Genomic DNA, 22,223 nt, shown 5'->3' with positions numbered 1-22,223 from the left:
TGCTCTTTTCAGCGATTATTAAACGGCCGGTTGCGGCTGAAGAGAAGATAGATCGCGCGGGGGTTGGTGGTCAAATAGCGCCAGAACAGGCGCCGCGGTTCGAGCCAGGTGCGCCAAGCCCATTCGAGTCCGACCTTCTGCATCCATTTCGGCGCACGGGAGCGACTGCCCGACAGGAAGTTGAACAGGCCGCCCGACGTCTTGATGACGCCGACATTGGTCAGCAGCTGCGTGAACTCCTCGACGAAGGCCTGCTCGCTGGGCACGCCGAGCGCGACCCACAGGCAATCCGGCGCGAGTGCGTTGATCTCCTCGACCTTGGCACGCAAGGCATCGCCGCTGAGATAACCATGGCTGTATCCGACGATCTTGAGTTTCGGATACAAGTTCTGGACTTTCCTGACCGCGGTGGCGTTCTCTTCCTCGCTGGCGCCTAACATGTAGAAGGTGCGGCCGGCGGCCTCCGCCTTGCGCGCGACGACGTGGAACAGGTCGGTGGTCGCAACGCGTTCCGGCAGCGGGAACCATGATTGCAGTCTTGAGGCCGCCACCAGCGGCTGACCGTCGGCATTGATCAGGTCGGCGGCGCGAAACAGGCGTTCGGTCTGCGGCTCGGTCGAGCAGCGCGCCAGCACCTCGCCGTTGGCCGAGGTCAGGAACAGCGGGCGGCCGATGCGATGGCGCGGGTCGGTGGCCTCGATCATGAAATCGGCGGTTGCTTCCAGGTCGAGCGCGGCCATGCGCAGGCCGCCGACGGTGATCCGCGGCACCTCGGCGGTTGCGGCCCGTCCGTCCAGATTGACGCGGCGCTCAAGCATATTGTCTGCCTCGCTGGCGCGTTTGGGATGCGGGGGTGAGCTCGTCGAGCACGACGCCGACGAGCTTGCGCTGAGCGCCGCCGAGCGCGGTCAGTATGTCTTCCATGCTGTCGTTGATGTCGAGGCTGGTCGGCAGCACCGCAACGAGCGCATCGGTGGCCTCGAGCAGCTTGCGGCCGGCAGCCGACAGCGGCATCGCGGGGCCGTCGAGGATGATGAGATCATGGCCACCGGCAGCGCGAGCCTGCGTGATCGCCTTGCGGATCGTGTCCGTGGCCTTGCCGGCATCGGTCTCGGCCATCGGTAGAACCGAGACGCCGTTGACGGTCTCGATCTCGCGCGCGGCCTTGCCGCCGATCGAGAGCCAGCCGACTTTAGCCGGTGCGCTCCTGCCGGCGCGGTTGACCTTGTTCGAAAGCGCGTGCGCCTGGTGGTCGGCATCGATCATCAGCACGCGGCTGCCGTCGCGGGCTGCGGCGAGCGCGAAGTTCAGGGCGGTCACGCTGCGCCCGACGGTCTCACCGGTGCCGACGAGCGCGATCACCGGCATCGGCTTGCCGCCGGCACGGCGGGCCATCGCGGCGCGCATGTCGCGCAAAGCGTTCAAGAGCGTCGTCAGCGGAAAGCCGGGGCGCAGCGTCGGCCAGCCCAGCCGCGTGAGATCGACGCCGCCGCCGGTGACGAGAATGGCACCGAGCGTGCGCATGACGTCGGCCTCCTGGAGGCGTGCGATCAGGGGCTTCTCCACCAGCGCAAGCGGTGGCGGCGGCGCGCCATTGTCCGGTGTCGCCCTGGAAGCGTCCGGCGCCGGCGTGCGCTCTCGGCGGGTCGGTTCGGGCGAGGTCGCGCCGGCGAGCAGGTGCTCGGCTGTGACGAACCAGCTCGCGGCGGCGAGCGCGCCGAAGATGAAGCCGATCATGGCGAACAGGCTCATCGCCGGCGGGAACGAGCGCCGTTGCGGCACCGTTGCTTCGCCGATGATTCGGGCGGCCGACGTGTTGAGCGTCTCCTGCTCTTCGGTCTCGCGCGAGCGCTTGAGGAAGGATTGATAGACATCGCGGCTGGCATCGGCCTCGCGCTCGAGCTCGCGCAGGCGGACCGCGGCCTGGCTGAGCTGGACGCTCTGCCGCTTCTGCACTTCCAGCGCCCGGTTGAGCGAGGCCTCGTAATCGCGCGCGCGCGTCAAATCGTTCTTGGCGGATTGGGCGAAGCGGTCGATCTCCTCGCTGATCGTGCGCTTGAGATCCTCGACCTGCTTCTCGGTCTGGCGCAGTGCCGGATGACGCGGCCCGAGCTCGGCGGTCTGCTCCGCGTATTTCTTGCGGGCGTCGGCATATTGCGCGCGGAGGTTCGCGATCGTCGGCGATTGCAGCGCTTCGGGGATCGCGCCTGCATCCGCAGCGGTCCGCTTGTTCGCCTCGATCTGGTCCAGCCGCGCCTGCGCGTCCATCGTCGCCGCGCGGGCCGCGGAGAGCCGCTGATTGCTGGAGGAGAGTTGCTGGTCAGAGATCAGCGAATCCTGGGTGCCGACGAAATTGTTCTGGGCCTTGTAGGTGGCAAGCGCGGTCTCGGCGTTGCGCAGCCGTTCGCGCAGCTCCTTCAGCCGGCCGGACAATTCACTGGTGGCGCGCCGGGCGGCGAGGGCCTGCGAGTTGCGCGACTCCGTGAGATAGGTGTTGGTCAGCGTGTTGGCGAGCATCGCCGCCTTGGCCGGATCGGTCGACCAGACTTCGATGTCGACGATGAAGCTCTTTTCGCCCTTGCGGATCGTGATGTGCTTGTTCAGCGCGTCGAGCGCCGCGAGCTGCACTTCCCTGGTCTCTGCGACGGAGGGCGCGCGGAGCTGGAGGCCGATCAGGCCGAGCAGCGACGACATCAGACTCTTGCCGTTGCCACCACCGCCGAATTCTGGATCCTTGTCGAGATTGGCCTGCTGGATGACCTGGAGCAGCACGCTGTTGGAGGTGATCAGGCGCGCCTGGCTCTCCACCACCATGGACATGCCGGAGACGTCCTGGGCGCGCGGCGTGAGCTCGCGATCGACGAGCTGCAGCTCGCGCGGATCGACGTAGAGCTGGGCGGTTGCGGTGTAGCGCGGCGTCAGGCTTTTGCCGATGGTCACGGCAAGGCTCGCGCCGATCAGGGCAGCCGCGGCTATCGCAATCTTGCGCCGCCATAGCAGGCTGACGAGCTCCAGCAGGTTGAAGCTGGCCTCGGATCTCTGCTGAGGGGCCTCCGACCGGGTCGGATTTCTGGCCCGATCTATCGGCTGGTTATAGTCAAGCATGATCCCCAGCTTCCATTCCAGCTGCCGCAGGCTGAGGGGTTACTCTTCGCTCTACGCCATGCACCCGGGATATAGGTGCCCAATCAACGCAACAGGGAAAATTAACCATACTCATTGAGGGACTATTCACCGAAATGGCAAACAAAGCGTTTAAGCGCAGGCCGCTGTTTGCGGCGTCGTTGTGACGCTTTCGATGCGTCGCTCCCTCGATGATTAACGGTTCGTTACCGGGCATGCCGTCCGGCAGGCGTGCGTCCGGCCTCGCAACGTCATGGCCGGGCTGTACGCGCATGGCTGTCAGCGCTTTCGCAGGATGACGTGATAGTCGCCGCGACGGACGTCAGTGCCGCGCGGAAGCCCGGCGTTCATCACCGCGGCGCCGGCGTCGACGAGGGCGGCCAACAGCGGCTTGCGCAGGCGCATTTCGGGATAGCGCGGGCTTTCGACCTCGCGGCGGTAGACCATCTCCAGGCCATTGGCGGCGGCAAACGCCTCGAGCCTGGACAGCGTCACCAGCGGATGGAAGAAGGTCGGGAACGGCGGCTCGCCGGGCAGGCCTGCATTCTTGATGCCGCGGATATGCCGGTAGAACCAGACATGGAACCAGTGCGGCGAGTATTTGGTAACGACGCCGGACAGCGAGTGCGGATTGGGCGCGCCGATCAGGATCATGCCGCCGTGCTTGAGCGCGTCGCGGAAGTTCAAGAGGGCCGCTTCGACGTCGGGCAGGTGCTCGATCACGTTGTAGCAGATCACGACATCGAAAGTGTCGGGGCCGAAGCGATAGGTCTGCACGTCGCCGAGGATCGCGTCCTGCGCGTAGGTGTTGTTGTGGATCTGGTCCTCGTCGATGTCGACCACGGTGACGTGGCTACGGCCGAGCACGTCGGTCGGCAGGAAGCTCGACGAGCCGCCGCCGGCCTCGTAGATCGCAAGCGGGCCTTGCGGTAGCTCGCGGCGAAGCACTTCGTGAACACCGAGCAGGCTGTCGCGGGCTTCGCCTGCGACGAGGTTGAGCAGGGCCTGGCTCTGTGTCGGGGCGTTGGTGGCTGTCGCGAAATCGATCGTGGCTGATTTGTTCATGTTCTCTGACCGCGCTTGTTCGACTCAAATTTACAGGAAAAATCTCGCATGTCCGAAGAGCAAATCTGATGCCGCATGGTGTCACCGGTCGCGGTGCTTACGTTCGGGTTAATGCGACCCTGCGTTAACTACGGCATCGTCCGCATCGCGGCGTCGCAGCTGTTGTGGACTGCAAATTGCAGTAGCACGCGCGCATGGATTTTCAGGGAAAACACGCGAAAGCGGTTAAGCGCATGGTGGGACGTTTGCGTTGCCGGAAGATCGGCAGCGCGACGCGACTTGCGGCCAGGGCCGGTTACTCATTTCGGGACGCATCTGTCTCGCGGCGCTGTGCCGTCGCGGGACGGCGTCGGTGCATGCGGCAGGGCTTTTTCAACATATCTCAGGCATCTAGGACGCAATGACGCTGATCCCGACAGACCTGTCCGCCAGCCGGATCTCGGAAAATTTGCGCGATCCCAACCGTGAGGTCGCGGCGAGCTCGCGCGTCATCGACCTGTCGGTGGGCATCGTCGTCTGCATTCCCTGCTTCCGCCGCCCGCAGCATCTGCGGCTGACACTGGACTCGCTGGTGAACCAGCGCACGGCGCGCTCCTTCGCTGTCGTCATGGTCGAGAACGATGCCGCCAAGCGCGAGAGCGCGCCGGTCGCCGCGGAATATCTCGCCGCCGGCAAGCTCCAGGGCATCTGCCTGGTCGAGAGGCGGCAGGGCAATTGTCAGGCGATCAACGCCGCGTTCGAGACGGCGCAGGCGCTGTTTCCGGCCGCAACCCGCTTCCTCATGATCGACGACGACGAGATCGCCTCGCCCGACTGGCTCGAGCTGATGGCCCGCACCGCGGAGGCAACCGGTGCCGACGTGGTCGGCGGTCCCGTGCTGCCAATGTTCGACGACGGCAGCCAGCCCTGGCTCGCGCGTCATCCCGCCTTCTGTCCCGCCTACGACTATACGGGTGCGGTGCCGCTGATCTATGGCTGCGGCAATTGCCTGATCACGCGCGCCGCGTTCGACCGGCTCGGCAGTCCGGCCTTCGATCTGCGCTTCAATTTTCTCGGCGGCGGCGATTGCGACTTCTTCGTGCGCTGCCGCGACGCCGGCATGACCTTCCACTGGACGGCGGAGGCCGTCATCACCGAGACCGTGCCGCAGAACCGCACCAGCATCAGCTGGATCGCAAAGCGGGGCCTGCGTATCGGTGCGATCAATTATCGCGTGCAGTCCAAGGCCGCACGGACTGCGGCAGGACGGGTGCGGGTGTTTGCGCAGATGCTCGGACGGCTGCCGCTGTCGGTGGTTCGCGGCGCACGTCTGCTGACGAACTCGAAGGCCGTGGTCGCGATGCATCCGGTCATGGTCGCGTTAGGTGCCGCGCTCGCTGCTTTTGGCATTGAGCAGAAGCCCTATGAGGCGACGAAGATCGCGTCCTGACGCCGTGAGGCCGATCGTCTAGATGCCAATGCAGGCAAGCGCAATCTTGGCCGCCGACCGCGGCACCGCCTTGAGCGACCGCCGGCCGACCATGCCGAGATAAGCGAGAGCCTCGCGATACCTGCCGAAGCGAACGGCCTGCGTCGCCGAATAGGTCACGAGATGGATTTCGGCCGCCTGCCGCAGGCGGGGTGCTGAGCCGTCGGGCAGCTTCGTCAGGATCAGTTCATCGCTGAACACGCGCGCGACAGCCGGGAAAAAATCCTCCGGCGTCCGCACCGCGGCATTCATGGTGTTGGCCGTATGCAGGCGATAGTCGAGCAGAAGCTTTGGCACGTAGGCGAATTCGCCGATCGCGGCGAGGCGGCACCAGCAATGCCAGTCCTCGCAATATCTCAGCGAATGGTCGAAACCGCCGCTGGTCCGGAACGCATCGGCGCGGACCAGCATGATGCCGCCATTGACGATGAAATTGCCGCTCGCGAGCCGCTCCAGCACGTTGCCGGACGGCTTCTGGCGGCCCTTGAGGAGGCCGCGGCGACCGATCGCCTGCCCGGCGCTGTCGATCGTGTTGTAGTCGCCATAGACCAGAACCGCGCGGGGTGCGGCCTTGGCTGCCTTGAGCAGCGTCGTGACGGCGCCGGCGCGCAGGCGGTCGTCGGCATCGAGGAAGATCAGCCAGTCCCCGCGTGCGCTGCGGGCGCCGAGGTTTCGCGCGGCTGACACGCCGGTGGCGTCGTTCCTCAACAGGCGCAGCCGCGGATCGTCGATTGACCGCACGATGGCAACGGTATCGTCGGTCGAGCCGTCGTCCACGACGATGATTTCGTCGACACCGCTTTGCATGAGCGCGCTGTCGATCGTTTCGCCGATGAAGATCGCGGCATTCTTGGCGGGAACAACGACTGACACCACAGCCGACATGGCGCGCGCTTCCGTCGCCGCGGACGTTGCGGTCGGTGCATCCAGCGTAGCGTCGGCTGTGGTCAAGCGATGGCTCGTCGTTAATGAACTGTTAACCGGGCCGCGTCTCGTCGCTGCGATCGCAGTCTCGGCCGTTGCGGATGATACTCGCATGGCGCTGAAATCGTTGCTGCGAAGGACGTCGCGACGGCGGTTTCGTCAATTAGCGTTAAGCCTGTGGCGTTAAGTCTGTCGCAGGTTTGAAGAGGTGTGACAGCTGGTCTCATGCGAGACTACAGGCCTGATTGCCGCGGATGGACTGAAGTGCCCGCAAAGACATTCGATTACGATCCCGACGACATGATCCTCAACCTGTTCTACGAGGACAAGGACGATCGCTGGTTTCCCGGCGACCGTCATCTGCGCCGCATGGCCCGCCGCATGCTGTTTGGCGAGCCGCGCATGAGCGGACAGCTGCGCGTGTTCCTCAATCTCTGTGCCGGGCTCGACCGGCTCGGCATCCGCTACCGCGTCAACGACTACGGCCACGTCGCGCAGCATCCGGACGAAGTCGCCTGCATCGTCGGCCGCACCTTCCTGCTCGACAAGTTCGCGTGGAAGAACCCGATCCTGCTGGGCGTCGCCGCCCACAATCATCCGCTCGACGACCCTGATCTGTTCAAGCGGCTGCCGGTGAAGAAGGTCGTGGTGCCCGGCCCCTGGTATGCCGAGATGTACCGGCCGTATTGGCCTGACACCGAAGTCTGGCCGGTCGGCATCGACACCGATCTGTGGGCGCCGTCGCGCCCGCGCGACAAGACCGTCGACGTTCTCCTCTACGACAAGGTCAGCTGGGATCGCGGCCGCCACGTGCCGGAACTGGTCGAGCCGGTTCGCCAGCGGCTGATCAAGGAGGGCCGCTCCTTCGCCGAGCTGCGTTACGGCAGCTACAAGGAGGAAGACTATCAGGCCGCGCTTTCGCGCTCGCGCGCGATGATCTTCCTGTGCCAGAACGAGAGCCAGGGCATCGCCTATCAGCAGGCCTTGTCGAGCGGTGTGCCGGTATTCGCCTGGGATCCCGGCGGTCCCTGGCCGGATCCCGATTATTATCCGCACCGCGTCCGGTTCGAGCCGGTGTCGTCGGTGCCCTATTGGGATGATCGCTGCGGCCTCAAATTCACCGATCGCGCGGGCTTCGAGGAGCGCTGGGATGATTTCTGGGCTGGCTCTAGCGCGGGCCGGTTCGATCCGCGCAGCTATATCCTGGACAACCTCACGCTGGAGCAGCGCGCGCTGCAATATTACGAGATCGCGCGCAGCGTGGCGCGACAGCAGCAGGTTGAGGCCGGCTCCGGCATGCTGGTTGACGGATGGTTAACGGGGATGGGCTAGACCCATCCTCATCGTCCCAGACCGGCCTTGAGGCATGGATCGCAGCGCCGCAGACATGACTGACGTCGAGGCCCGATCGTTCGGCCCTGCGCTCCGCGGCGAGCTCGCGAAGCTCAACGTCGTGCAGATGGCGCGCTGCCTGGTCGCGGTGGTGGCCCTGCTGCTGGTGCTGGTGACGCTCGACCCGTTCCCCGACCTGCGCAGCGAGGACGTCGCCAACGTCGTCGGCGGACGCATGGCGCTGAACTACATCACCTTCGGCCTGCTGGCGGCAATCGCCGTGCTGTTTGCGCTTGCCACCGATGCCCCCTCGCTGAAGACCCTGGTGACGCCGCTGCATCTCTGCCTCGTCGGCTGGATGCTGATCAATGTGGTCCTCTCCGAGAGCCGCGAGGTCTCGATCCAGCGCTTCGTGCTCGCGGCCAGCGTCACCTCGCTCGCGGTGCTGTTGCCGCTGCTGCCGCCGACACAGCGGAGCTTTAATCTCTGCCTCGGCGGCGCAGCACTCGCGTTGCTGGCGCTGTGCTATCTCGGCGTTGTCCTCGCCCCGCAATATTCGATCCACAGCGCGCTCGACATCACCGAGCCGCAGCTTGCCGGCGACTGGCGCGGCAGCTTTGGCCACAAGAACGTCGCCTCGCCGGTGATGACCATTCTGGTCTATGTCGGCATCTACCTCACCGCCGTGGGCTCGTTCGTGATGGGGCCCGCGATTGCCGTGTTGGCCGGCATCTTCCTGATCTTCACCGGCGGCAAGACCTCGTCGGTGCTGTGCCTTTCCGTCTATGCCCTCGCCTCGCTGGTCTACGTCACGCGGAGCCTGTGGCTGAAGCGGATCATCTGCTTCGCACCGCTGATCGTGATGAACCTTCTGACGGTCGGCAGCGTCGCAAGCCCCGCATTGTCGTCGATCACGCGGCTGCTCCCCGTCGATCCCACCTTCACCGGCCGCTCCGATATCTGGGAGTTCGCGCTCGCCGCCGTCGCCGAAAAGCCGCTCATCGGCCACGGCTATGCGGCGTTCTGGGACGACGTCACCGAGCGGCAGACCGCGAAGGGCGCCGAATGGGCGGTGACGGCGGCGCACAGCCATAACTCCTATCTCGATCTCGCCATCACGATCGGCCTGCCCGGCCTGCTGCTCGTCATCCTCATCTTCGTTCTCGCGCCGCTCCGCAATTTCCAGGCGACCCAGGCGCACAATCGCAGCAACGCGCTGGGCAAGCTGTTCCTGACCATATGGCTGTTTGGCCTCTATTTCGGGACTACCGAAACCTTCCTGCTCGAACGGCAGAATCCGGTCTGGTTCATGTTCGCGCTTGCCGTGGCGGGCTTGCATTTTCTCGCCCGGTTCCAATGCGTCGCGCAGATGGAACCCGATCGATGACAGCTTGTCGCAGCCTTCGCGTTCCATATCGGGACATAGCGCCCGTCGCGACGGTATCGGCTTAACGATAAGCAGCGACGTAACTTGTGGTCTGCGACAAAACATAATCTATCTGGAAACGTTCAGTAACTGTATGCCCCCGCGAATGGCGTTCCTCAGCGTCGAGCAACTAGATGGTCGGGTGTCCAGCACGTCGGGAATCTCAGTCGATTTCGTACGTGACTGGAGACGGGCCGCGTTGCGCCTGAATGCGGGCCATCGCACCGCCTTCCAGCATGGTTACTGGCTCGACGCCTGGTACGCGGCGTTCGGCGGCGTCGCGCCGCTCATCGCGGTGATCTCCGATGCCACGACCGGCAAGGACATCGCGGTGGTGCCGATGATCAGCCACGTCAGGCGCGGCATCCGCGTCGTCGAGTTTGCCGATCTCGGGGTCTCCGACAACAACGCGCCGATCCTCGCCTGCGACGCCACGATCGACGCCGCCGCCGGTCGCGCGATCGGCGCGGCGCTGGTCGAGGCCTTGCGCGCCTTGCCCGACCGCTTCGATGTCCTTCGCCTCAAGAAGATGCCGGCCTATGTCGGCGCCAGGCCGAATCCGCTGGTGTCGCTCGGCCGTCTCGGCTCCTGCTCGCTCAACGGCAATCTCGTGCTGACGGGCGACGACTATGCGGACTACCAGACCTCGATCAAGCGCATGCAGATGCCGCGCTGCTGGCGCGTGTTCAGCCGCCATGCCGGCGCGCGGTTCGAGATCGCCACCGATGTCGCGCGCGCACACGAGCTGCTCGACGTGATGGACGTGCAGCAGCAGGAGCGCATGCAAAAGCTCGGCTCGCGCTTCGTCCTCAACGACGAGGCTCACGCCGGCTTCTACCGCGAGGTCTCGCGGAAAGGTGTTGCGGAAGGCTATGCAATCGTCTCGGCGCTGGTTTGCGACGAGGGCACCGTCGCCACCACCCTCGGGGTCAGATATGGCGCAACCTATTTCCTGTTGCGCATCGGTCATGCCGGCAAGCGGTGGGCGAACTGCTCGCCCGGGCTGCTGGTGACCGAGCGCACCATGGCCGCGCTGCATGAACAGGGTGTGCGACGCTTCGATCTCAGCATCGGCAATCACGACTACAAGCGCCGCTTCGGCGCCGAGCAGGTCCCGTTGACCGATGTCAGCGTCGCGCTGTCCTGGCGCGGGCTGCCTTACGTCCTGCGCGACCATGCCGCGCAGGGCTTGCGCCGCCATCCGAAGCTCGCGGCCTTTGCGGCGCGGGCGATGGGCAAGCCATCGCGATAAGCCGCGGGCGCGGCGCTTGCCTCATCCGATCTGGCTTCACGATCCCGTACATTCAGCACAGTGAAAGCGGCCGCGCGAGGCGCGGAACAGGCTGCGGCAGTACCAGCGGCGCGCCAGGGCCTGGGCCGGCCTGCGGATCATCTGCGCCATCAAGAGAAGTTCGAAAGCCATTCGTGTCGTAAGCCCTGCGTGTCGTAAGCGCTGTCGTTCCTGCGCACGTAAATGGGGCGGCATTCCCGAAAGAGAATGCCGCCCGCGTCGCATCAGCCATGCAGTTGGTCGCGAAGCTTAACCGTGCAGCTTCTTGGCGGTCTCCGCGATCTGGCGCCCCTGATAGCGCGCGCCGGCGAGCTCGTTGGCGCTGGGCTGGCGGCTGCCGTCGCCGCCGGTGATCGTGGTGGCGCCATAGGGCGCACCGCCTGTCACCTCGTCGAGCTTCATCTGGCCGGCAAAGCCGTAATTCATGCCGACGATCACCATGCCGAAATGCAACAGATTGGTGATGATCGAGAACAGCGTCGTCTCCTGGCCGCCATGCTGGGTCGCGGTGGCGGTGAAAGCGCCGCCGACCTTGCCGTGCAGCGCGCCCTTCATCCAGAGCCCGCCGGCCTGGTCGAGGAAGTTCGCCATCTGCGAGGCCATCCGGCCGAAGCGGGTGCCGGTGCCGACGATGATCGCGTCGTAATTGGCGAGGTCCGCGATCTCAGCGACGGGCGCGGCCTGGTCGACCTTGTAATACGAGGCCTTGGCGACTTCGGCGGGCACGAGCTCGGGCACGCGCTTGATGTCGACGGTGGCACCGGCTTCGCGTGCGCCCTCGGCAACGGCATTCGCCATCGCTTCGATGTGGCCATAGGCGGAATAATAAAGGACGAGAACTTTGGTCATGATGGTCTCCGTTGGGATTGAGTGGGATGATTGGTTGTCTGGGTTGTCACGCCGCGTCGACGAGCACGAGCTCTGAATCTTCCAGGGCTGTGATCTTCAGCTTCTTTTCGTCCCGGATCGCGGCGCCGTCGCGGGCGTTGACGCGCACGCCGTTGATCTCGACCGAGCCCGCCGCCGGCACCAGATAGAGGTGCCGCGACCGCTCGGGCTCGTATTCCGCGCTCTCGCCGGCCTTCAGCGTGGTGGCGAGCACCCGCGCATCGGCGCGGATCGGCAGTGCGTCGGTATCACCGGCGATGCCGCTCGCGATGGTGACGAGCCTGCCGGAACGATCGGCCTTCGGAAACGGTTTCGAGCCCCAGGTCGGCTGGCCGCCGCGTGCATTCGGCTCGATCCAGATCTGGAAGATCTGCGTCCTGGTCGGCTCGAGATTGTACTCGGAGTGGCGGATGCCGCTGCCGGCGCTCATCACCTGCACGTCGCCCGCTTCAGTACGCCCCTCGTTGCCGAGGCTGTCCTGATGGGTGATCGCGCCCTCGCGCACATAGGTGATGATTTCCATGTTGGCGTGGGGATGGGCGGGAAAGCCGGTGTTCGGTGCGATCTCGTCGTCGTTCCACACCCGCAAGGCGCCGTGACCCATGTTGCTCGGGTCGTAATGGCCAGCGAAGGAGAAATGATGTTTTGCTTTCAGCCAACCGTGATCGGCGCCGCCGAGCTTGTTGAAAGGTCTGAGTTCGATCATGTGCGTAACTCCTTGATTGGGACGGTGGTGGCGCCTGGATCAGGCGCCGAATCCGCCGTCGACATTGAGCACGGTGCCGGTGACGAAGGAGGCTTCCGGGCTTGCCAGGAAGACGATGCCGGCGGCGACTTCCTCGGGGCGGCCGAAGCGCTGCAGCGCGTGCTGCTTGCGCTGCGCTTCCGCGAAGTCGCGGTCGTCGTCCGGGTTCATGTCGGTGTTGATCGAGCCGGGCTGCACCACGTTGACGGTGATGCCGCGCGGGCCGAGGTCGCGCGCCGCGCCCTTGGTGTAGCCGACCACCGCCGCCTTGGTGGCGACGTAGTCGGCGAGGCCCGGGAACGAGGCGCGGTCGGCGAGCATCGAGCCGACGGTGACGATGCGTCCGCCTTCACCCATGAGCTGCGAGGCGGCGCGGATCGCCGCGATCACGCCGTGCACGTTGACCTGGTCCTGGCGGGCGAGCGCGTCGGTGTCGGCCTTGACATCGTCGGTCGCACCGCCCGCGGCGACGCCGGCGTTGTTGACGAGGATGTCGAGATGGCCGAATTCCTTGGCGACGTCGTTGACGAGCTTGGTGACGTCCTTGGCCGAAGCCTGGTCGGCCTTGAAAGCGCGGGCCTTGACGCCCCGGGCCTTCAGTTCGGCGACGACGGCTTCGGCCTTTTCGGGCGAAGCGACATAGCTGATGGCGACGTCAGCGCCTTCATCGGCGAGCGCGCGGGCTGAGGCCGCGCCGATGCCGCGGGAGCCGCCGGTGACGAGGGCAACCTTGCCTGAGAGCTTCTTGGTCATTGGATTTCTCCAGTCCTGAATTTCTGATGACCCTTGGATAAGCCCCTGCCTGTGGTATAGAAATAGAAACTGTTGAAACGCATTGTTTCCCGATTGAACCTTCGGATAGGCGTCCATGGCAAAACTCCCCGATTTCGAGGCGCTGGCGATTTTCGCAAAAGTCGTGGAATTACGGTCGTTTGCGGGAGCTGCGAGCGAGCTCGCCATGTCCAAGGCCACCGTCTCCAAGGCCGTCACCCGGCTGGAGGAGCGGCTCGGCGCCCGGCTGTTCAACCGCACCTCGCGGCGCCTGGCGCTGACCGACGCCGGCCACAAGCTCGCCGATCGCGCCACGCGGCTGCTTGCCGACGGCGAGGCGGCCGAGAACGAGGCACTGGCGCAATCGGTGGCACCGCGCGGCCTGGTGCGGCTCGCCGTGCCCATGACGTTCGGCATCAAGGCGGTTGCGCCGCTGCTGCCGGAATTTTTCGAAACTTATCCGGAAGTCTCGGTGGATCTGCACTTGAGCGATGCGACCGTCGATCTCATCGGCGAGGGCTTTGACATGGCGGTGCGGATCGCGCGGCTGCCGGATTCCTCGCTGATCGCGCGGCGGCTCTTCACCATGCCGCGCTTCACGGTGGCTGCGCCGTCCTACCTCAAGAAGCACGGCCGGCCGACGCATCCGATGCACCTCGCCGAGCACAAATGCTTCAGCTATGCCTATCTCTCGACGCCCAACGTCTGGCACTACACCAATTCCGCCGGCGAGCAGGCGAGCGTCCGCCCGGGCGGCCAGCTCCGCGTCAACAACGGCGAGGCCGTGATGCCGGCGCTGATCGCCGGCCTCGGCATCGCCGAGCTGCCCGAATTCATCGTCGGCGATGCCATCTCGTCCGGCGAGGTCGAGATCATCCTGAAGGACTGGAAGCAGGCCGAAGGCGCCGTGCATCTGGTGACGCCGCCCGGCGGCCCGCGCCCCGCCCGCGTGGACGCGCTCGGTGATTTCCTCGCGGCCAAGCTGCCGGGCACGTGCAAGCGGAAGCCGAAGAAGGGCGGGAAGGCGGGGTAAATCTCCGTGGTGGGCACGGCGCAAGAGCGCCTTTGCCCACCCTACGGAAGCTCGCTAGTCTATCCATTAAACGGCTATCGTAGGGTGGGCAAAGCGAAGCGTGCCCACGCCTTGCCTAAGGCGGCCCGACTACGACACCTTCACGCCATCGATCGATACGATGCGCAAGTTCGGCTTCACCGTCTCTTCCAACTGCGTCTTCAATTCATGTACCCGCGGGTCGGTCGAGCGTGCCGCGCACACGGCGTATTGACGGACCGATTGCGCCAGCGCGCGGCGCGCATCCGGCGTTTGCGTCAGTTCGGGCTTCGAAAGTCGCAGGACGATCGTTGCAAGATTCACCAGTATCTCGTCCAGGGCGACGTCGATGGTTGCAACAGTCCGCATCACTCACTCCGTCAAAAGGGCAACGGCGGGCTCACGGACGCGTTCCTGACGGGGGCCGACATGGTCAATGCTTCGTTAACGCCTTGTTCTTGCTGCGCAGCACGCTAGGCTGGCGGCACAAAAGAAAATCGGGGGGAGGGGACTATGATGGATCGACGCAATCTCTTGCGCGCCGCTGCGGCATTGCCGTTGTTGCGGAGCGCCGTGCCGGACAAGGCCTTCGCGCAAACCTATCCCGTCCGCAACATCACCATGATCGTGCCGTTTCCGGCCGGCGGGCAGGCCGATCTCGCGGCGCGCCCCGTCGCGCAGGCGCTGGAGCGGATCCTCGGCAAGGCCGTCGTCGTCGACAACCGCGCGGGCGGGGCGGGCGGATCGGTCGGCAACGCTGCTGCCGCGCGGGCCGAGCCCGACGGCTATACGCTCCTGATGACGCTATCCTCGCTCGCGGTGCTCCCCGAGGCCGACCGGCTGTTCGACCGTCCCGTCGCCTACGAGGTGTCGCAGTTCATGCCGATCGCGCGCGTGCTGGCCGATCCCACGCTGCTTGCAGTGCCGGCGTCGGCACCGTGGAAGACGGCGCAGGATTTTGTCGAGGATGCGAAGAAGCGGCCGGGCCAGATCACCTATGGCTCGTCCGGTCCCTACGGCACGCTGCATGTGGCGATGGAGATGTTTGCCAACAGTGCCGGCATCAAGCTGCTGCACGTGCCGTTCCGCGGTGCCGGGCCGGCGCTGACGGCGCTGCTCAGCGGCACGGTGCAGGGGATTGCGGCGGCACCCGGCACGCTGAAGCCGCAGGTCGACGACGGCAAGCTGCGCGTGCTCGGCAATTGCGGCGCGCAGCGCATTGCGAGCTTTCCGGATGTACCGACCTTCCAGGAGCTTGGCTACAAGGACGTCGAAATGTACATCTGGGCCGGGCTCTTTGCACAGAGCTCGCTGCCGGCGCCGATCGCGAGCCGCCTGCGCGAAGCGATGGCGCAGGCGATGGCGAGCCCCGACGTGCTCAAGACCTTCGATGCCTCAGGCAGTCTCGTCGCCTATCAGGACGCACCGGCCTTCTCGGAATTTGTTGCGGCCGACAGCGCCCGGCTGATCGCGGCAGTCAAGAAGATCGGCAGGGTGGAATAGGTTCCCGACAAGGGCTCACCTTCACGTCTTGTTGTCCGGTAAGAAACCTTCCCGCGCCTTATTAATTGACGAGAATTGGCGGCTTCGAGAAGGACCAGCAAATGCGGACAGGGCACATCGCGCTCAGTGTTGCACTTTCGATCGGCGGGATGGTCGCGAGCTCCGCGTTCGCGCAAGAGCATCGCGGCACCCTGGAACAGCAGATGGCCTGTACGCCCGACGTCTGGCGCCTGTGCAGTGACCAGATTCCGGACGAGAACCGCATCGTCGCCTGCCTGCAGGCGAACACGCCGCAATTGTCGAGCGCATGCCGTGCGGTGTTCCAGTCCAACAATCAGGCACCGCCGCCCCAGCCGGTCCCGCGCGGCCGAGGCGTGCCGGCGCCGCGCTACAATGCTGCGCCGCCGCCTGCGGTCGCACCGGCTCCGCGCCCTTACAACGATGACGACGACTGAAGATTGATCCGGAAAAACCTGCGCAGAGGTCAGCGGGTGGCGTCGCTGTGGCGGGTTCGCCGAAGAGTTTTGGCACCTGGTTCGGACGACGTCGTCGCACCGCCTCGTTCAGCGCTCGCCCTTGCTGTCCGATTCAGGTCGATGCCGGAGCGCTGTCCGCAACAGGGCGCCGAAGAGAATGACGGCGACTGGCCAATGGAACCAGATCTTGTGCATGCCGGTGAAAACATTGATCAGAATCAGAAAGGCCGACACCGTGAGCGCCGTTGCAATGGAGCGGGGCAGCCTTGGCAGCAAATCCGAGACGACATGCGTCCACGAGGATGGCTCGCGCCTGTCGCCAAGGCGCAGCCTATCCGCTTCCCGGCCGCGGGTTGGGCTTTCGTCGACTGTGAAGCTCTCTCGCCCGGCGGCTTGGCCGCTCATGGTCACCCGATAGCTCGTCACGGGAGCAACATTCTTCATGGGTCGCTGGCCGAGACAGTCGAAGCCGACGGCTAGTTTGTTGTGCACCTGGTCGTAGACGGAGCTCGAGATCACGACGCCGCCGGGTTCGGCGAGCTCTTGCAGCCGTGACGCGATATTGACCCCGTCGCCATAGATGTCGGAACCGTCCACCATCACATCGCCGAGGTTGATGCCGATGCGAAATCGCATCGGCTGCGAGTGCTCTGAATCCTGATTGGCAATTTCCTGCTGAATCTCGACCGCACATTGCACGGCCTCGACGACGCTGGCGAACTCGGCGATCACGGCATCGCCCCAGGTATTCACGATGCGGCCGTCATGACGCGCGACCAATCCCGCAATGGCCGTGCGATAGCGGCGGAGCGTCTCCAGCGTTCCCGTCTCGTCGGCCTCCATGAGGCGGGAATAGCCGTACACGTCAGCGCACAGCACGGTGGTCAGTCGTCGTTTTACCTTGTCATCGGTCATGGTCCTCACATTAGCCTCCCCAACTGGCAAATGCATCAGGCATCCCGCAGCTTTACGGCCTGACCTCGCAGACGTCGACCCACTCTGCGGCGGTCAGCTCGGCCATTCGCTCCGGCGTGATGCGCACGGCGCTGTGGGTCGAGCCCGCGGCCGGCACCACCACATCGAACGCCTTCAGCGACACGTCGCAATAAACCGGCAGCGGTGATTTCAGCCCGAACGGGCAGACGCCGCCGACCTCGTGGCCGGTGATCTCGGCGACCTCTTCCAGCCCGAGCATCTTCGGCTTGCCGCCGAACTGCGCCTTCACCTTCTTGTTGTCCATCCGCGAGGTGCCGGCCGCGACGATCAGGATCACACGCTCGCCGACGCGCAGCGACAGCGTCTTGGCGATCATGCCGGGCTCGACCCCATAGGCTTCGGCGGCCAGCGTCACGGTCGCGGAGCTGATCGGGGATTCCATGACGGAGATGTCGGGGGCTTTCTCGGCGAAAAAGGCGCGAACGGATTCCAGGCTCATTCAAGTCTCACGGGCGGGCGGCGATCATCCCTAGGCGATCCCGGACAGCTCCGAGAGCGAACGGACACGATGATCCGGCGCAAAGCCGAGTTCGTCCATCTGGGTGCGGATCGCCTTGAACATCGTCAGCGGTGCCACGAGTTCGTTCTCGACGCAAGCCAGCGCCATCGCCTCCGGAGTCACCCGTTCGATCCAGGCGACGTTGAGCCCGAACGCTTTCGCACCGGCCACGTCCCAGGGATTGGAGGAGACGAACAAAACCTCGTCCGGCTTGGTGCCGAGCACCTCGCCGATCAGCTCATAGGCCTGCGGGCTCGGCTTGAATATCTTCTTCGCATCGACGCTGATGGTGGCATCGAGCAGGCGGTCGAGACCGGAATTGCGCACCAGCGCATTCAGCATGTCCGGGCTGCCATTGGAGAGGATGGCAAGCTTTCGCGGCTTCAGCGCCGCAAGCGCATCTGCTGCATCCGGATAGAGATCGAGATGCAGATATTTCTCGATCACGCGCTCGAAAGCCTCGCCCTCATAGGCGAGTCCGAGCAGGCGCAGCGTATAGGCAAGCGAGTCGCGCGTGATCGCAGAAAAATCCTGGTAGCGCCGCATCAGCGAGCGCAACCAGGTGTATTCGAGCTGCTTGATCCGCCAGACCTGCGTGATGATCTCGCCATAGCCCGGAAACGCATCCTCGGTGATGTCGGCGACGGACTGGATGTCGTAGAGCGTTCCGTAGGCGTCGAAGACGACGGCTTTGATGCTCAATTGTACGGTCCTCGGGATTGTTACAGGCGCGAGACTATACAGGATGAAGACAACGATCCAAGACGGAAAGGCGAGTGGGTGCCGTTCCGCCGCCCAGCGGTTGGTACTCTTACCGAACGCGGCAGGTTTCGGAGCTTCACTGGAAAATCTGCTCGACCAGAGCGTAGCGGGTTTGACCCGAAGAGGATCCATTCGAGACATTTGTGGATTGACTGACATCTATCGGCTCCCGCCAGGGATCGATGACAATCATGCCCTTCAGAGGTGCTCCCGATGGCAGCCTTTGTTCCAATCGCCGAGAACATCTGGATTATCGAGGGAAGCAACGTCAGTTTTCACGGTTTCCCTTATCCAACCCGCAGCGTTGTCGTCCGCCTGCAAAATGGGGATCTTTGGATTTGGTCGCCGATCGAACTCGGCGCTAATTTGCGAAACGAGATCCAGACTTTCGGCCGACCGGCACATTTGGTGAGCCCCAACAAGATACACCATTTTATCTCGGTGACTGGCATGCGGCATTTCCTGACGCGGAGCTTTGGGGACCTGCCTCCACGATAAGGAAGCGGAGTGATCTCCCGTTTCAGTCGCCGCTGACAGATGAGCCGCCGGCCGCTTGGGCTGGACAAATCGACCAGTGCTGGGTTCGCGGCTCCCTCATGATGGATGAAATCGCCTTTCTCCACATCCCATCGCGCACGGCGATTTTGGCAGATTTTTCCGAGAACTTTTCATCAAGATGGCTTCTCGAGAATTGGGCGCCCTGGCAACGATGGCTCGCGCGGCTCTCGAAGATTGTGGAAGGCGCGGGATATGCGCCACTTGATTGGCGCCTCTCCTTCGTCGACCGCAAAAAGCTCCGCGAAGCCAAAGCAAAGATGATGAGTTGGGAACCATCGAAAGTAATAATGGCCCATGGGGAGTGGCAAGCTGAGAATGGTGTTGCATTTCTCGCCCGCGCCTTCAAATGGATTGGCTGAAACGTCCGTGCGGGTCCGTGCAAGCTCGTGATCACCGGCCCGTCCGAGCCGAACAGCATCTTGTCTGTGAGGACAAGTTGATCTAGCGATGGTTTGGAGCCTGATACCGAAAGGCCCGGATTGCTCCGGGCCTTCTTTGTCGATTTCATGCAATGACTGCAGTCTCTGCGAGGAACTGATAGTCAGTATACCCCCGCTCGCCGCCCCCGTAGAAGGTGTCGCGATCATGCGGGTTGAGCGGCAGATTGCGGCGCAGGCGCTGCACCAGGTCCGGGTTCGCGGCAAAATGCCGGCCAAAGGCGACGAGGTCGGCATCGCCGGTATCAACGATCGCCTCAGCGCTGTCGCGCTCGAAACCGCCGGCGGCAATGATCGGGCCCTTGAAGACGCGGCGGAGCTGATGGGCGGCAACGGGCGGCAATCCGTCCGCGCGAAGTTTGGATCCGTCGATCCGCGGTTCGATCAGGTGCAGATAGGCGAGGCCGAAGCGATTGAGTTGCTGAGCCGCGTAGCCAAACAGCCCATCCGGATTGCTGTCGGACATCGATCCGAAGGTGCCGCTCGGACCCAACCGAACGCCAACGCGATCGCCACTCCAGACCGAGGTGACGGCCTCGGTGACCTCGAGCAGGAAACGCGTGCGGTTCTCGATCGACCCGCCGTAGCTGTCGGTCCGCTTGTTCGAACCGTCCTGCAAGAACTGATCGATCAGATAGCCGTTGGCGCCGTGAATCTCGACGCCGTCGAAGCCGGCTGCCTTGGCGCGGATCGCACCCTGGCGGAATTGCTCGACGATCTCCTTGATCTCGGCGACCTCGAGCGCGCGGTTCGGTGAGGCCTTGATCCAACCATCCCTGGTGAAGACGAGGTCTTCGACCGGAACGGCCGACGGCGCGAGCGGCGCAACGCCGCCGGTCATCGACACATGGCTCTGCCGGCCGACGTGCCAGAGCTGCAGGACGATCACGCCGCCTTTGGCGTGAACGGCGTCGACAACCTTGCGCCAGCCCGCGACCTGCGCGTCGCTGTAGATTCCGGGCGCGCCGAGATAGCCGCGGCCCTGCACCGAGACGGGCGTGGCTTCGGCGATCTGCAGGCCACCTTTCGAGGCGCGCTGCGCGTAGTACTTCACCATCATGGCGCCCGGGACGTCGCCGGGTTGGTCGGAACGAAGCCGGGTTAGCGGGGCCTGGACGATACGATGGTCCAGACGGATCGCACCGATCTGGACGGGGCTGTAGAGTTTGGACATGGTTTCTTCTCCTGTGGTTGGGATCGTCCGGCGAGCGTCGTCATCCGGTGCTCGCCGGCGCGTGGCAAATTGCGTGTTTGTGGGATGGCTGGAGGTGTTCGGTTCAGTGCGTGACGGCGGCGGCCGCAGCCTGTTCGATCACCTTGGCGACCGCAGCCGGCTGCGAGATGTAGACGGCGTGGCTTGCGGCGATCTCGGTCGTCACCGCATGCGATCGCGTATACATCGAGCGTTCGAGGTCCGGGTTGATGGCCCGGTCCTGCGTCGCAACGATCGCAAAGCTCGGCTTCACCTTCCACGCCGGCGAGGTGACAGGCGTGGAGAGTGCCTTGCCCGACGTCGCCACCTGCGAGGCACCGATGAAGTCGGCCTCGGCTTTCGGAAGGTCTGCCGCGAAAGCATCCTGGAAGTGTTCGCGCTGAATGGTCAGGAAGCCGTCCTTGGAAGGCACGATGTAGTTGGTGGCAGCCGGCTTGCTCCCGAGCAATTGGCCAGCGCTTTCGCCAGCGTCGGGCTGCAACGCCGCGACGTAGACCAGGTTCTTCACCTGCGGATGATTGCCGGCCACTGTGATGATGACGCCGCCATAGCTGTGGCCGACCAGCACCGCTGGACCATCCAGTCCGTCGAGCACACGGTTGGTCGCGGCGACGTCGTCCTCGAGCGAGGTTTCAGGCGGTTGCACGATGCTGACATTGTAGCCGCGCTTGCGCAGGATCTCGGCGATCGCTTTCCAGCCTGAGCCGTCGACGAAGGCACCGTGCACCAGCACGATGTTCTTGGTCGCACCGGGGGGAGCGGCCTGGGCCGGGGCGAAGCCGATAAGAGTGGTGAGAGCGGTGGTGGCGGCGAGCAGGTTACGGATGAGCTTGGTCATGACACAGTTCCTTTGGGTTGAAGTCGGTTTGGTTGGTTTGGGTTGAGGATGGTGTGAGATGGGTTGAAGGGGCTTAGCTGAAGGACAGCTTGCCGAAATCGAGCGAGACCAGCAGCGGATCGGGCACCTTCTGCATCGCATCGTCGTAGGCGTAGATGCGGCGCTTGGTCGGCATCTTGATGCCCTGGAAGGTACGGTAGTCGGTGGTGTAGTTGGCGCCCGTCGCGCCGCCGAGGATGTCGACGGTGTAGTCATGGCGCCGCATCAGGCCATCGGGGCCGAAATGCGTGACCTGCGTGCGGGTATGGCTCCTGATGTAATCGGGGAAGGTCACCTGGAGACGGCGCCAGGTTTCGCCGTTCTCCTGCCAGGGCTCGATCTCCTCGCTGACGAAGCCCGGATAGGTGTAGAGGAACGGCGAAGTCAGGTAGGTCCATAGCGCTTCGCTGACGAAATAGGCGACGTGGAATTTGTCCCACGGCGTTTCCCGGACCTGGCCTTTGAAGGCCGTCTCGGGATCGTTGCGCATCTCGCAAACAGTGCCGTCGAGGGATTCCAGCGTGAGGCGATCCGGCACAAACACGCTGCGATGCTTCGGAGTTGCAAACGGCGTGATCGAAAGCCGCTCGGCATGCGTGTCGATCTCGAACACCTTGTCGGTGAGCAGGCCGGGCTGCTGCTTGATCTGCCAGATGGCACCGCCAACCGAGAGCTCGGCCCGCAGGCGGGAGAAGGCGTCCCAGCGGGCGAGACCGCCATGGGCTTCAACGGCGAAGGCGAGAAGGTCGTTCATCTTCATTCTCCTGTTGGGACCGGCCGTGTTCGAAGCCCGTCGTCGGTGGAGAATGGGTACCCGG

Annotated in this window: 24 protein-coding genes; 9 read left to right on the top strand and 15 right to left on the bottom strand. The window is 64.4% G+C overall.

Features of this window, described 5'->3' with window-relative positions; all coding sequences use genetic code 11:
- Nucleotides 1-8 precede the first annotated feature (8 nt).
- From IC761_RS32065 to IC761_RS32055, 3 genes are all read right to left on the bottom strand, one after another.
- Entirely contained in the window at nucleotides 9-818 is an 810-nt protein-coding gene (locus IC761_RS32065) for a WecB/TagA/CpsF family glycosyltransferase (RefSeq protein ID WP_195800624.1), read from the bottom strand.
- Complete coding sequence (locus IC761_RS32060; protein ID WP_195800623.1) at nucleotides 811-3,105, bottom strand: exopolysaccharide transport family protein; 2,295 nt, start codon at nucleotides 3,103-3,105, stop codon at nucleotides 811-813. The genes IC761_RS32065 and IC761_RS32060 overlap by 8 nt, the downstream gene beginning before the upstream one ends.
- Nucleotides 3,106-3,402: 297 nt before the next feature.
- On the bottom strand, nucleotides 3,403-4,188 hold the full coding sequence (locus IC761_RS32055; RefSeq protein WP_195800622.1) for a class I SAM-dependent methyltransferase: 786 nt from the start codon (nucleotides 4,186-4,188) through the stop codon (nucleotides 3,403-3,405).
- Between the two features lie 400 nt (nucleotides 4,189-4,588).
- On the opposite strand from IC761_RS32055, the gene IC761_RS32050 reads away from it, so the two are divergent.
- Nucleotides 4,589-5,617 (top strand): glycosyltransferase family 2 protein, encoded by a 1,029-nt coding sequence (locus IC761_RS32050; RefSeq protein ID WP_195800621.1) that lies wholly within the window; start codon nucleotides 4,589-4,591, stop codon nucleotides 5,615-5,617.
- An 18-nt stretch (nucleotides 5,618-5,635) separates the two neighbouring features.
- Here IC761_RS32050 and IC761_RS32045 read toward each other — a convergent pair whose 3' ends face one another.
- Nucleotides 5,636-6,607 (bottom strand): glycosyltransferase, encoded by a 972-nt coding sequence (locus tag IC761_RS32045; RefSeq protein WP_438265066.1) that lies wholly within the window; start codon nucleotides 6,605-6,607, stop codon nucleotides 5,636-5,638.
- 237 nt (nucleotides 6,608-6,844) lie between these two features.
- On the opposite strand from IC761_RS32045, the gene IC761_RS32040 reads away from it, so the two are divergent.
- The 3 genes from IC761_RS32040 to IC761_RS32030 all read left to right on the top strand — a co-directional run bounded on the left by IC761_RS32040 (nucleotide 6,845) and on the right by IC761_RS32030 (nucleotide 10,590).
- Nucleotides 6,845-7,912 carry a glycosyltransferase family protein gene (locus tag IC761_RS32040; protein WP_195800620.1) on the top strand — a complete coding sequence of 356 codons (1,068 nt, stop codon included), beginning with the start codon at nucleotides 6,845-6,847 and terminating at the stop codon, nucleotides 7,910-7,912.
- Between the two features lie 34 nt (nucleotides 7,913-7,946).
- Nucleotides 7,947-9,299 (top strand): O-antigen ligase family protein, encoded by a 1,353-nt coding sequence (locus tag IC761_RS32035; RefSeq protein ID WP_195800619.1) that lies wholly within the window; start codon nucleotides 7,947-7,949, stop codon nucleotides 9,297-9,299.
- A gap of 145 nt (nucleotides 9,300-9,444) precedes the next feature.
- On the top strand, nucleotides 9,445-10,590 hold the full coding sequence (locus IC761_RS32030; RefSeq protein ID WP_195800618.1) for a GNAT family N-acetyltransferase: 1,146 nt from the start codon (nucleotides 9,445-9,447) through the stop codon (nucleotides 10,588-10,590).
- A 36-nt stretch (nucleotides 10,591-10,626) separates the two neighbouring features.
- Here the strand turns inward: IC761_RS32030 and IC761_RS36130 are convergent, their stop codons facing one another.
- From IC761_RS36130 to IC761_RS32015, 4 genes are all read right to left on the bottom strand, one after another.
- Complete coding sequence (locus IC761_RS36130) at nucleotides 10,627-10,761, bottom strand: hypothetical protein (RefSeq protein WP_283814467.1); 135 nt, start codon at nucleotides 10,759-10,761, stop codon at nucleotides 10,627-10,629.
- Nucleotides 10,762-10,878: 117 nt separating this feature from the next.
- Nucleotides 10,879-11,478 (bottom strand): NAD(P)H:quinone oxidoreductase, encoded by a 600-nt coding sequence (wrbA, locus tag IC761_RS32025; RefSeq protein ID WP_195800617.1) that lies wholly within the window; start codon nucleotides 11,476-11,478, stop codon nucleotides 10,879-10,881.
- Nucleotides 11,479-11,524: 46 nt separating this feature from the next.
- Nucleotides 11,525-12,223, bottom strand: coding sequence for a pirin family protein (locus IC761_RS32020; RefSeq protein WP_195800616.1), 699 nt, complete (start codon nucleotides 12,221-12,223; stop codon nucleotides 11,525-11,527).
- Between the two features lie 39 nt (nucleotides 12,224-12,262).
- A complete protein-coding gene (locus tag IC761_RS32015; RefSeq protein ID WP_195800615.1) occupies nucleotides 12,263-13,015 on the bottom strand; it encodes an SDR family NAD(P)-dependent oxidoreductase in 753 nt (250 codons plus the stop codon).
- Nucleotides 13,016-13,130: 115 nt separating this feature from the next.
- Here IC761_RS32015 and IC761_RS32010 point away from each other — a divergent pair, with 115 nt between their 5' ends.
- Entirely contained in the window at nucleotides 13,131-14,066 is a 936-nt protein-coding gene (locus IC761_RS32010) for a LysR family transcriptional regulator (protein WP_195800614.1), read from the top strand.
- 129 nt (nucleotides 14,067-14,195) lie between these two features.
- Here IC761_RS32010 and IC761_RS32005 read toward each other — a convergent pair whose 3' ends face one another.
- Complete coding sequence (locus IC761_RS32005) at nucleotides 14,196-14,453, bottom strand: hypothetical protein (RefSeq protein WP_195800613.1); 258 nt, start codon at nucleotides 14,451-14,453, stop codon at nucleotides 14,196-14,198.
- 147 nt (nucleotides 14,454-14,600) lie between these two features.
- On the opposite strand from IC761_RS32005, the gene IC761_RS32000 reads away from it, so the two are divergent.
- Together IC761_RS32000 and IC761_RS31995 are read left to right on the top strand one after the other, a co-directional pair.
- On the top strand, nucleotides 14,601-15,587 hold the full coding sequence (locus IC761_RS32000) for a tripartite tricarboxylate transporter substrate binding protein (RefSeq protein ID WP_195804841.1): 987 nt from the start codon (nucleotides 14,601-14,603) through the stop codon (nucleotides 15,585-15,587).
- A gap of 101 nt (nucleotides 15,588-15,688) precedes the next feature.
- A complete protein-coding gene (locus tag IC761_RS31995; RefSeq protein ID WP_195800612.1) occupies nucleotides 15,689-16,042 on the top strand; it encodes a hypothetical protein in 354 nt (117 codons plus the stop codon).
- Nucleotides 16,043-16,150: 108 nt separating this feature from the next.
- On the opposite strand, the gene IC761_RS31990 is transcribed toward IC761_RS31995, so the two are convergent.
- From IC761_RS31990 to IC761_RS31980, 3 genes are read right to left on the bottom strand one after another with little or no spacing between them, the layout of a single operon-like run.
- Nucleotides 16,151-16,978: an adenylate/guanylate cyclase domain-containing protein gene (locus tag IC761_RS31990; RefSeq protein ID WP_195800611.1), complete on the bottom strand. Its 828-nt coding sequence runs from the start codon at nucleotides 16,976-16,978 to the stop codon at nucleotides 16,151-16,153.
- 52 nt (nucleotides 16,979-17,030) lie between these two features.
- Nucleotides 17,031-17,498, bottom strand: coding sequence for a YbaK/EbsC family protein (locus IC761_RS31985; protein WP_195800610.1), 468 nt, complete (start codon nucleotides 17,496-17,498; stop codon nucleotides 17,031-17,033).
- A 30-nt stretch (nucleotides 17,499-17,528) separates the two neighbouring features.
- Entirely contained in the window at nucleotides 17,529-18,260 is a 732-nt protein-coding gene (locus IC761_RS31980; RefSeq protein ID WP_195800609.1) for a haloacid dehalogenase type II, read from the bottom strand.
- Nucleotides 18,261-18,533: 273 nt separating this feature from the next.
- On the opposite strand from IC761_RS31980, the gene IC761_RS35765 reads away from it, so the two are divergent.
- Both IC761_RS35765 and IC761_RS35760 read left to right on the top strand, forming a co-directional pair.
- A complete protein-coding gene (locus IC761_RS35765; protein ID WP_210338503.1) occupies nucleotides 18,534-18,818 on the top strand; it encodes a hypothetical protein in 285 nt (94 codons plus the stop codon).
- A gap of 98 nt (nucleotides 18,819-18,916) precedes the next feature.
- Nucleotides 18,917-19,237: a hypothetical protein gene (locus IC761_RS35760; protein ID WP_210338502.1), complete on the top strand. Its 321-nt coding sequence runs from the start codon at nucleotides 18,917-18,919 to the stop codon at nucleotides 19,235-19,237.
- 145 nt (nucleotides 19,238-19,382) lie between these two features.
- Here IC761_RS35760 and IC761_RS31970 read toward each other — a convergent pair whose 3' ends face one another.
- From IC761_RS31970 to IC761_RS31960, 3 genes are all read right to left on the bottom strand, one after another.
- Nucleotides 19,383-20,489, bottom strand: coding sequence for an alkene reductase (locus tag IC761_RS31970; protein WP_195800608.1), 1,107 nt, complete (start codon nucleotides 20,487-20,489; stop codon nucleotides 19,383-19,385).
- Nucleotides 20,490-20,592: 103 nt separating this feature from the next.
- Nucleotides 20,593-21,366, bottom strand: coding sequence for an alpha/beta fold hydrolase (locus IC761_RS31965; protein WP_195800607.1), 774 nt, complete (start codon nucleotides 21,364-21,366; stop codon nucleotides 20,593-20,595).
- A 73-nt stretch (nucleotides 21,367-21,439) separates the two neighbouring features.
- Nucleotides 21,440-22,159, bottom strand: coding sequence for a hypothetical protein (locus IC761_RS31960; RefSeq protein ID WP_195800606.1), 720 nt, complete (start codon nucleotides 22,157-22,159; stop codon nucleotides 21,440-21,442).
- Between the last annotated feature and the right edge of the window lie 64 nt (nucleotides 22,160-22,223).

Origin of the sequence: Bradyrhizobium commune (genome assembly GCF_015624505.1) — a bacterium.
Lineage (GTDB): Bacteria > Pseudomonadota > Alphaproteobacteria > Rhizobiales > Xanthobacteraceae > Bradyrhizobium > Bradyrhizobium commune.
This window is presented reverse-complemented; position numbering and strand designations above follow the sequence as displayed.